Origin of the sequence: Azonexus caeni (genome assembly GCF_048146105.1) — a bacterium.
Lineage (GTDB): Bacteria > Pseudomonadota > Gammaproteobacteria > Burkholderiales > Rhodocyclaceae > Azonexus > Azonexus aromaticus_B.
The window spans coordinates 25,358-32,308 of the sequence record NZ_JBKJAD010000032.1 but is presented as its reverse complement, the minus strand read 5'-3'; the positions used below and the strand labels follow the sequence as shown (position 1 = coordinate 32,308).

General features: G+C 61.6%; 9 protein-coding genes and 1 pseudogene. All 10 read left to right on the top strand.

The window, feature by feature from the left end:
* Nucleotides 1-158: 158 nt before the first annotated feature.
* Nucleotides 159-980, top strand: coding sequence for an ABC transporter ATP-binding protein (locus tag ACLIIZ_RS19935; protein ID WP_416695224.1), 822 nt, complete (start codon nucleotides 159-161; stop codon nucleotides 978-980).
* The gene (gene mlaE, locus ACLIIZ_RS19930; RefSeq protein ID WP_416695222.1) at nucleotides 964-1,758 is read left to right on the top strand and encodes a lipid asymmetry maintenance ABC transporter permease subunit MlaE; all 795 of its coding nucleotides are present in this window, start codon (nucleotides 964-966) and stop codon (nucleotides 1,756-1,758) included. Before ACLIIZ_RS19935 ends, mlaE begins: the two co-directional genes overlap by 17 nt.
* Nucleotides 1,755-2,225 carry an outer membrane lipid asymmetry maintenance protein MlaD gene (gene mlaD, locus ACLIIZ_RS19925; protein ID WP_416695220.1) on the top strand — a complete coding sequence of 157 codons (471 nt, stop codon included), beginning with the start codon at nucleotides 1,755-1,757 and terminating at the stop codon, nucleotides 2,223-2,225. Before mlaE ends, mlaD begins: the two co-directional genes overlap by 4 nt.
* The gene (locus tag ACLIIZ_RS19920; RefSeq protein ID WP_416695218.1) at nucleotides 2,222-2,944 is read left to right on the top strand and encodes an MlaA family lipoprotein; all 723 of its coding nucleotides are present in this window, start codon (nucleotides 2,222-2,224) and stop codon (nucleotides 2,942-2,944) included. Before mlaD ends, ACLIIZ_RS19920 begins: the two co-directional genes overlap by 4 nt.
* Before the next feature lie 15 nt (nucleotides 2,945-2,959).
* Entirely contained in the window at nucleotides 2,960-3,589 is a 630-nt protein-coding gene (locus ACLIIZ_RS19915) for an MlaC/ttg2D family ABC transporter substrate-binding protein (RefSeq protein ID WP_416695215.1), read from the top strand.
* Nucleotides 3,586-3,864, top strand: a complete 279-nt coding sequence (locus ACLIIZ_RS19910) for an STAS domain-containing protein (protein ID WP_416695213.1) — start codon at nucleotides 3,586-3,588, stop codon at nucleotides 3,862-3,864. Before ACLIIZ_RS19915 ends, ACLIIZ_RS19910 begins: the two co-directional genes overlap by 4 nt.
* 11 nt (nucleotides 3,865-3,875) lie before the next feature.
* Nucleotides 3,876-4,562 (top strand): annotated as a pseudogene (locus tag ACLIIZ_RS19905) (ABC transporter ATP-binding protein); the annotation flags it as partial.
* Between the two features lie 29 nt (nucleotides 4,563-4,591).
* Complete coding sequence (locus tag ACLIIZ_RS19900; RefSeq protein WP_416695211.1) at nucleotides 4,592-5,362, top strand: ABC transporter permease; 771 nt, start codon at nucleotides 4,592-4,594, stop codon at nucleotides 5,360-5,362.
* A gap of 6 nt (nucleotides 5,363-5,368) precedes the next feature.
* Nucleotides 5,369-5,611: a BolA family protein gene (locus ACLIIZ_RS19895; RefSeq protein ID WP_416695209.1), complete on the top strand. Its 243-nt coding sequence runs from the start codon at nucleotides 5,369-5,371 to the stop codon at nucleotides 5,609-5,611.
* Nucleotides 5,604-6,860 (top strand): UDP-N-acetylglucosamine 1-carboxyvinyltransferase, encoded by a 1,257-nt coding sequence (gene murA / locus ACLIIZ_RS19890; RefSeq protein WP_416695207.1) that lies wholly within the window; start codon nucleotides 5,604-5,606, stop codon nucleotides 6,858-6,860. The genes ACLIIZ_RS19895 and murA overlap by 8 nt, the downstream gene beginning before the upstream one ends.
* Nucleotides 6,861-6,951: the final 91 nt, after the last annotated feature.

The window sequence follows — 6,951 nt, the reverse complement described above, 5'->3', positions numbered from 1 at the left end:
GCCGTATTGCGTCCGCAGTAGCAAAAACAAGGGAAAATCGTGCGCTTCCAGATAAAAATCACCAAATCTCGGCCATCCAAGCTCAATTTCAGCAGCCAGGTCGCCTCAAGTCCGACAGGCTGCTAGAATGCCGCCTATCTTTTGCGGGGAAGCAGGCGTTGTCGGAAAACATCCTGGTCGATATCGAAGACCTACATTTCACCTATGATGGGCGGCCGGTGCTGCAGGGGATCAACATGCGCATCCCGCGCGGCAAGGTGGTGGCCATCATGGGCGGCTCCGGCTGCGGCAAGACCACCCTGTTGCGCTGCATCGGCGGCCAGTTGCGGCCGAGTGGCGGAACCGTGCGACTGGCCGACGCCGTGGTCAGCAAGATGTCGGAGGCCGAGCTTTATCGACTGCGTCGACGCATGGGGATGCTGTTCCAGTTCGGCGCCTTGTTCACCGATCTGTCGGTGTTCGAGAACGTGGCCTTTCCGTTGCGCGAGCATACCGATCTTTCCGACGAAATGATCCGCGACCTGGTGCTGATGAAGCTGGAAGCCGTTGGCCTGCGTGGCGCCCATGCCTTGATGCCGGGTTCGCTGTCCGGCGGCATGGCGCGGCGGGTGGCACTGGCCCGGGCGATCGCCCTGGATCCGATGCTGGTCATGTACGACGAACCCTTCACCGGCCTCGATCCGATCGCGCTCGGCGTCATCGGCCGCCTGATCCGGACCCTGAACGACGCGCTGGGGGCGACCTCGATCATGGTCACGCACGATGTTCAGGAGTCGCTGCAGATCGTCGATTACATCTATTTCCTGAACGGCGGCCGGGTGGTTGCCGAAGGGACGCCGGACGAAATCCGTGCCTCGCGCGACCCTTTCGTGCACCAGTTCGTGCATGCCGAGCCTGACGGGCCGGTGCATTTCGACTATCCGGCAGCATCGATGCAGGCCGATTTTTCCCTGGGGGGCGGATATGCCGGGGCCGCTTGACCTGCTGCGCAAGATCGGCGCACCGACCGTCGATCGCATCTGGCGCCTCGGCTTCGCGGCGCGTTTCTTCTTTGCCATCCTGACCCATTCCGGAACGGCCTTCCGTCGCCTGCCGCTGACCTTGCGCGAAATCTACTTCAGTGGCGTGCTATCGCTGTTGATCATCCTGGTTTCAGGCTTGTTCGTCGGTCTGGTGCTCGGCCTCCAGGGCTATGAAACCCTGCAGCGTTATGGCTCGACCGAGGCCCTGGGGATTCTTGTTGCACTGTCGCTGGTGCGCGAACTGGGACCGGTGGTTGCCGGCCTGTTGTTCGCCTCGCGGGCCGGTTCGTCGATCACCGCCGAGATCGGTCTGATGAAGACGACCGAGCAGTTGAAGGCGATGGACATGATGGCGGTCAATCCGCTGGCCCGTGTCGTGGCGCCGCGCTTCTGGGGCGGGGTGGTGTCGATGCCGCTGCTGGCGGCGATGTTCTCGGCGATGGGCGTGTTCGGTGGCTGGCTGATCGGTGTTGTCTTCATCGGGGTCGATGATGGTGCCTTCTGGTCGCAGATGCAGTCGAGCGTCGATTTTCGCTACGACATTCTCAATGGCGTCATCAAGAGTGTCGTTTTTGGTTTTGCTGTTTCGCTGATTGCAGTGTTCGAGGGTTACGACGCGGTCCCTACGGCGGAAGGGGTGTCGCGAGCGATCACCCGCACCGTCGTGACTTCGGCGATGACCATTCTGGCGCTGGATTTCATTCTGACATCGTTCATGTTCCGGGGAACATCATGAACCGTACCGTAATCGACCTCTGGGTCGGCTTCTTCGTTGCTCTCGGCATTGCCGCAGTGTTGTTTTTGGCGCTCAAGGTGGGCAATCTTTCGGCGGCCCACTTGTCCGAGACCTATGTCCTGCAAGCCAAGTTTGATAACATCGGCGGCCTGAAGGTGCGCGGTCCGGTTCGCAGTGCCGGCGTTCTGGTGGGCAGGATCGCGGATATCCGCTTCGATCCCGAAAGCTACCAGGCGGTGGTGACGATGAACATCGACGGGCGTTACCGCTTTCCGCGGGATACCTTCGCATCGATTTATACGGCGGGTCTGCTGGGCGAGCAGTACATCGGTTTCGACGTCGGTGGCGACGAGAAGATGCTGCAACCGGGCGACACGGTGAAAATGACCCAGTCAGCGGTGGTCTTGGAAAAACTGATCAGCCAGTTCCTTTTCGGCAAGGCGGCTGAAGGACAGGATAGCAAATGACATTGAAGGCAGGATTTTCGGTTCGGCGATTGCTTCGTCTGCTGGCTCTCGGCGGTGCGCTGGCGGTCTCGACCGCTCATGCCAGCGCCCAGGAAGCTCAGCGCGATCCTTACGAAAATTTCAATCGTTCGATGTTCTCGGTGAACGAAGCGCTGGATAAATACGCCGCCCGTCCGGTCGCCCAGGCCTACGATGCTGCCTTTCCCTTGCCGGTCAAGGCCAGTGTCGGCAATTTCTTCGGCAATGTCGGTGAAGTCTGGGGCGGTGCCAACAACGCGCTGCAGGGCAAGCCGGCCGATGCCGGTCTGGGACTGACGCGTTTCCTGATCAACTCGACTGTCGGTATCCTGGGGCTGTTCGATGTCGCCAGCGAACTCGGCTTCGAGCGTTACAACGAGGATTTCGGCCAGACGATGGCGGTTTGGGGCGTCGGCAACGGCCCCTACGTCTTCCTGCCGGTGGTTGGTCCGCGCACCTCGCGCGACCTGCTGGGCTGGGCTGTCGATACCTATGTCGACCCGGTGTCGACGATCCACCCGGAATCGGTGCGCATTGGTACCTCGGTCCTGCGTTTCGTCGATGTTCGCGCCGGTTTGCTGCCCGCCGACAAGGTGGTCGAGGAAGCAGCGCTCGACAAATACGCCTACGTGCGCGATGCCTACCTGCAGCGTCGCCGCAACCTGATTTACGATGGCCGCCCGCCGCGTCTGGATGATTGAGTTGAGGGTTCTTTGATGATCAAGCGTTTGCTTGCTGTATGCCTGGCCTGTTTTCTCGCCGCTCCGCTGTTTGCCGCCGAAGCGCCCGACGCGCTGATTCGTCGTGTTTCCGAAGAAGTGCTGGAAATCGTCCGCCAGGACAAGGACATCCGCAACGGGGACATCCAGAAGATCAGCGCGCTGGTCGACGCCAAAGTGCTGCCTTATTTCAATTTCCAGCGCATGACCTCGCTGGCGGTCGGTCGCGACTGGCGCAGCGCCAACCCGGCCCAGAAGAACCGTCTGGCCGAAGAATTCAAGAACCTGCTCGTTCGCACCTACTCCAATGCACTGAGTAGCTACAGCAACCAGCGTATCGTTTTCAAGCCGTTCAAGATGAAGAGCGGCGAAACGGAAGTGCTGGTGCGCTCCGAAGTGACGCAACCCGGTTCGCAACCGGTGCAGATCGATTACTGGCTGGAACAATCTGGTGACAACTGGAAGGTCTTCGATGTTGTCGTGGCCGGCATCAGTCTGGTTACCAATTACCGCGAGCAGTTCGCCAATGAAGTGCGCGCTGGCGGCATCGACGGCCTGATCGCCAGCCTGGCAGCCAAGAACAAGTCGCTGGAAGTCGCTGCGGCGGCAAAAAACGGCAAGAAATGATCGAGCGTAGCAACGGTGCCCTCGCCGTTCGCGGCGCCATGGTGATGGCGAATGCCAGGGCCTTGCTGGCGGCCGGCTGCGCCGAGATGGGGGGCGATTCGGTCGTCGATCTGTCCGCCGTCGACGCAGCCGATTCCTCGGCGCTGGCGGTGATGCTCGGCTGGCTGCGGCATGCCCAGGCGGCCAAGCAGCGCCTTTCCTTTGTCGGCGTTCCCGCCGGCGTGCTCTCCCTGGCCGAACTCTACGGCATTTCCGACCTGTTGCCCCTGGCCTGAGCGGCCTGTCCATGCCTGCAGCCGTTTCCGTCGTCGACGTCGTCAAGTCCTTTGCTTCCCTCAAGGCACTGGCCGGAATATCGCTGCGCATCGAGCCCGGCGAATTTTTTGGCCTGCTCGGCCCCAACGGCGCCGGCAAGACGACGCTGATTTCCTGCCTGGCCGGGCTGACCCGGATCGACAGTGGTTCGATCAGCGTCCTTGGCCACGATGTCGTGCGTGACTTCCGCCAGGCGCGGCGGCTGCTCGGCGTGGTGCCGCAGGAACTGGTGTTCGATCCCTTCTTCAGTGTGCGCGAGACCTTGCGCATCCAGTCGGGCTACTTCGGTATCCGCAACAACGATGACTGGATCGACGAAATCCTGCATCACCTCGATCTCACCAGCAAGGCCGACGCCAACATGCGGCGTCTGTCGGGCGGTATGAAGCGGCGTGTCCTGGTTGCCCAGGCGCTGGTACACAAGCCGCCGGTGATCGTTCTCGACGAGCCGACCGCCGGGGTCGATGTCGAATTGCGCCAAGGTCTGTGGCAGTTCGTCCGCCGCCTCAACAGCGAGGGGCACACCATCATCCTGACCACGCATTACCTCGAGGAGGCGGAAGCCCTGTGCAACCGCATCGCCCTGATGAAACAGGGGCAGCTGATTGCGCTCGACAGTACGGCCAACCTGATGGCGGCGCATCCCGGCGCTTCGCTGGAAGAGGTTTTCATGCGGACGCTACGGCAATGAGCATCAATGAGTTGCTGATCGGTTTCTGGACCCTGTTTTACAAGGAAGTCCTGCGCTTCTGGAAGGTTGCCTTCCAGACCGTCGCCGCGCCGGTGCTGACGGCGATGCTCTACCTGATGATCTTCGGTCATGTGCTCGAGGACCATGTCCGGGTGCATGGCATTGGCTACACCAGTTTCCTGATCCCCGGGCTGGTGATGATGCAGGTGCTGCAGAACGCTTTCGCCAATTCATCGTCGAGCCTGATCCAGGCCAAGATCACCGGTTCCATCGTGTTCGTCCTGCTGCCGCCGATTCCCTATGGCGCGTTCTTTGCTGCCTACGTGCTGGCCGCTCTGCTGCGCGGCCTGATGGTCGGTGTCGGCGTGCTGCTGGCGACCGTCGTTTTTGTCGACCTGCAGGTGGCGGCGCCGCTCTGGATCTTCACTTTCGCTTTCCTGAGCGGTGCCCTGTTCGGCGCGCTCGGCATGGTGGCGGGGATCTGGGTCGAGAAATTCGATCAGCTCGCTGCGTTCCAGAACTTTCTGATCATGCCGCTGACCATGTTGTCCGGCGTCTTTTATTCGATTCACAGCCTGCCGCCGTTCTGGCGGGGTTTGTCCCATTACAATCCTGTCTTTTACATGATCGACGGCTTCCGTTACGGCTTTTTCGGTGTTTCCGATGTCGCGCCGGAACTCAGCCTGGCGGTCGTCGCCGGTTGTCTGCTGGCAGTGGCCGCGATCACGCTGGGACTGCTGCGGCAGGGCTGGAAACTGAGAAACTGAGAGAACATGCATCCCGAAGAGATCAAACAATATATTCTCGCCGGCATGAACTGCGTGCACCTGGAGCTTGATGGCGATGGCCAGCATTTCCAGGCGCTGGTGGTCAGCGCCGAGTTCGCTGGCCTCAACCGCGTGCAGCGGCAGCAGCGGGTCTATCGCACCTTGCAGGAAAAACTGGCGACCGGCGAACTGCACGCCCTGTCGTTCAAGACCCTGACCCCCGAAGAATGGAGCGCCCAGCGTGGATAAGTTACTGATCCGGGGCGGTCATGCCCTGAACGGCGAAATCGCCATGTCCGGCGCCAAGAACGCGGCACTGCCCATCCTCTGCGCTTCGCTGCTGACTGCCGAGGCGCTGGAGTTTTCCAACGTGCCGCAACTCAACGACATCTCGACCATGCTGCGCCTGCTCGGCGACATGGGGGTGGCAATCACCCGAGATGGCGACGACGGTATGGTCTGTCTTGATGGCAGCACGCTGAACAACCCGGTTGCTTCGTACGAGATGGTCAAGACCATGCGCGCCTCGATCCTCGTGCTCGGGCCGCTGCTTGCCCGCTGCGGCGAAGCGAAGGTGTCGCTGCCTGGCGGCTGTGCCATCGGTGCGCGGCCGGTCGATCAGCACATCAAGGGGCTGCAGGCAATGGGAGCCGAAGTCAAGGTCGAGCAGGGCTATGTGCATGCCCGGGCGAGCCGCCTCAAGGGCGCGCGCATCTGTACCGACATGGTGACCGTTACCGGCACCGAGAACCTGATGATGGCGGCCTGTCTGGCCGACGGCGAGACAGTCATCGAAAACGCCGCCCGCGAACCCGAGGTGGTCGATCTGGCCAATTGCCTGGTGGCGATGGGGGCGCGCATTTCCGGCGCCGGTACCGACATCGTCCGCATCCAGGGTGTCGACAAGTTGCATGGCGCCCGCCATGCGATCATGCCCGACCGCATCGAGACCGGCACCTACCTGTGTGCGGCCGCGGTGACCGGTGGCAAGGTACGGCTGACCCGGACCTCGGCTGCCTATCTCGACTCCGTCGTCGACAAGCTGCTCGATGCCGGCTGCGAGATCGTCATCGAGCGCGACGCGATCCAGCTTTCGGCGCCCGCCCGACTCAAGTCGGTCAGCTTGCGGACCGCACCCTATCCGGCTTTCCCGACCGACATGCAGGCGCAGTTCATGGCCATGAACTGCGTCGCCGACGGTGTCGCGACGATCCGTGAGACGATCTTCGAAAACCGCTTCATGCATGTGAACGAACTGATGCGCCTCGGTGCCAACATCCAGATCGAAGGCAACAACGCCGTCGTCCGCGGGGTTGGCCAGTTGCAGGGGGCGACCGTGATGGCCACCGACCTGCGCGCCTCGGCATCGCTGATCATCGCCGGCCTGGTGGCGCAGGGCGAGACGCAGATCGATCGCATCTATCATCTCGACCGCGGCTACGAGCGGATCGAACAGAAACTTTCGGCGCTCGGCGCTTCCGTCGAACGTCTGCGCTGAGCGGTGGAATGTCGCTTCCCTGCTGAATTTCGGGCTTTTTGGCAGGGCGGCGAAAAAAAATCTGAAAAAGGCTTTGCATTCTTCGTAAGCT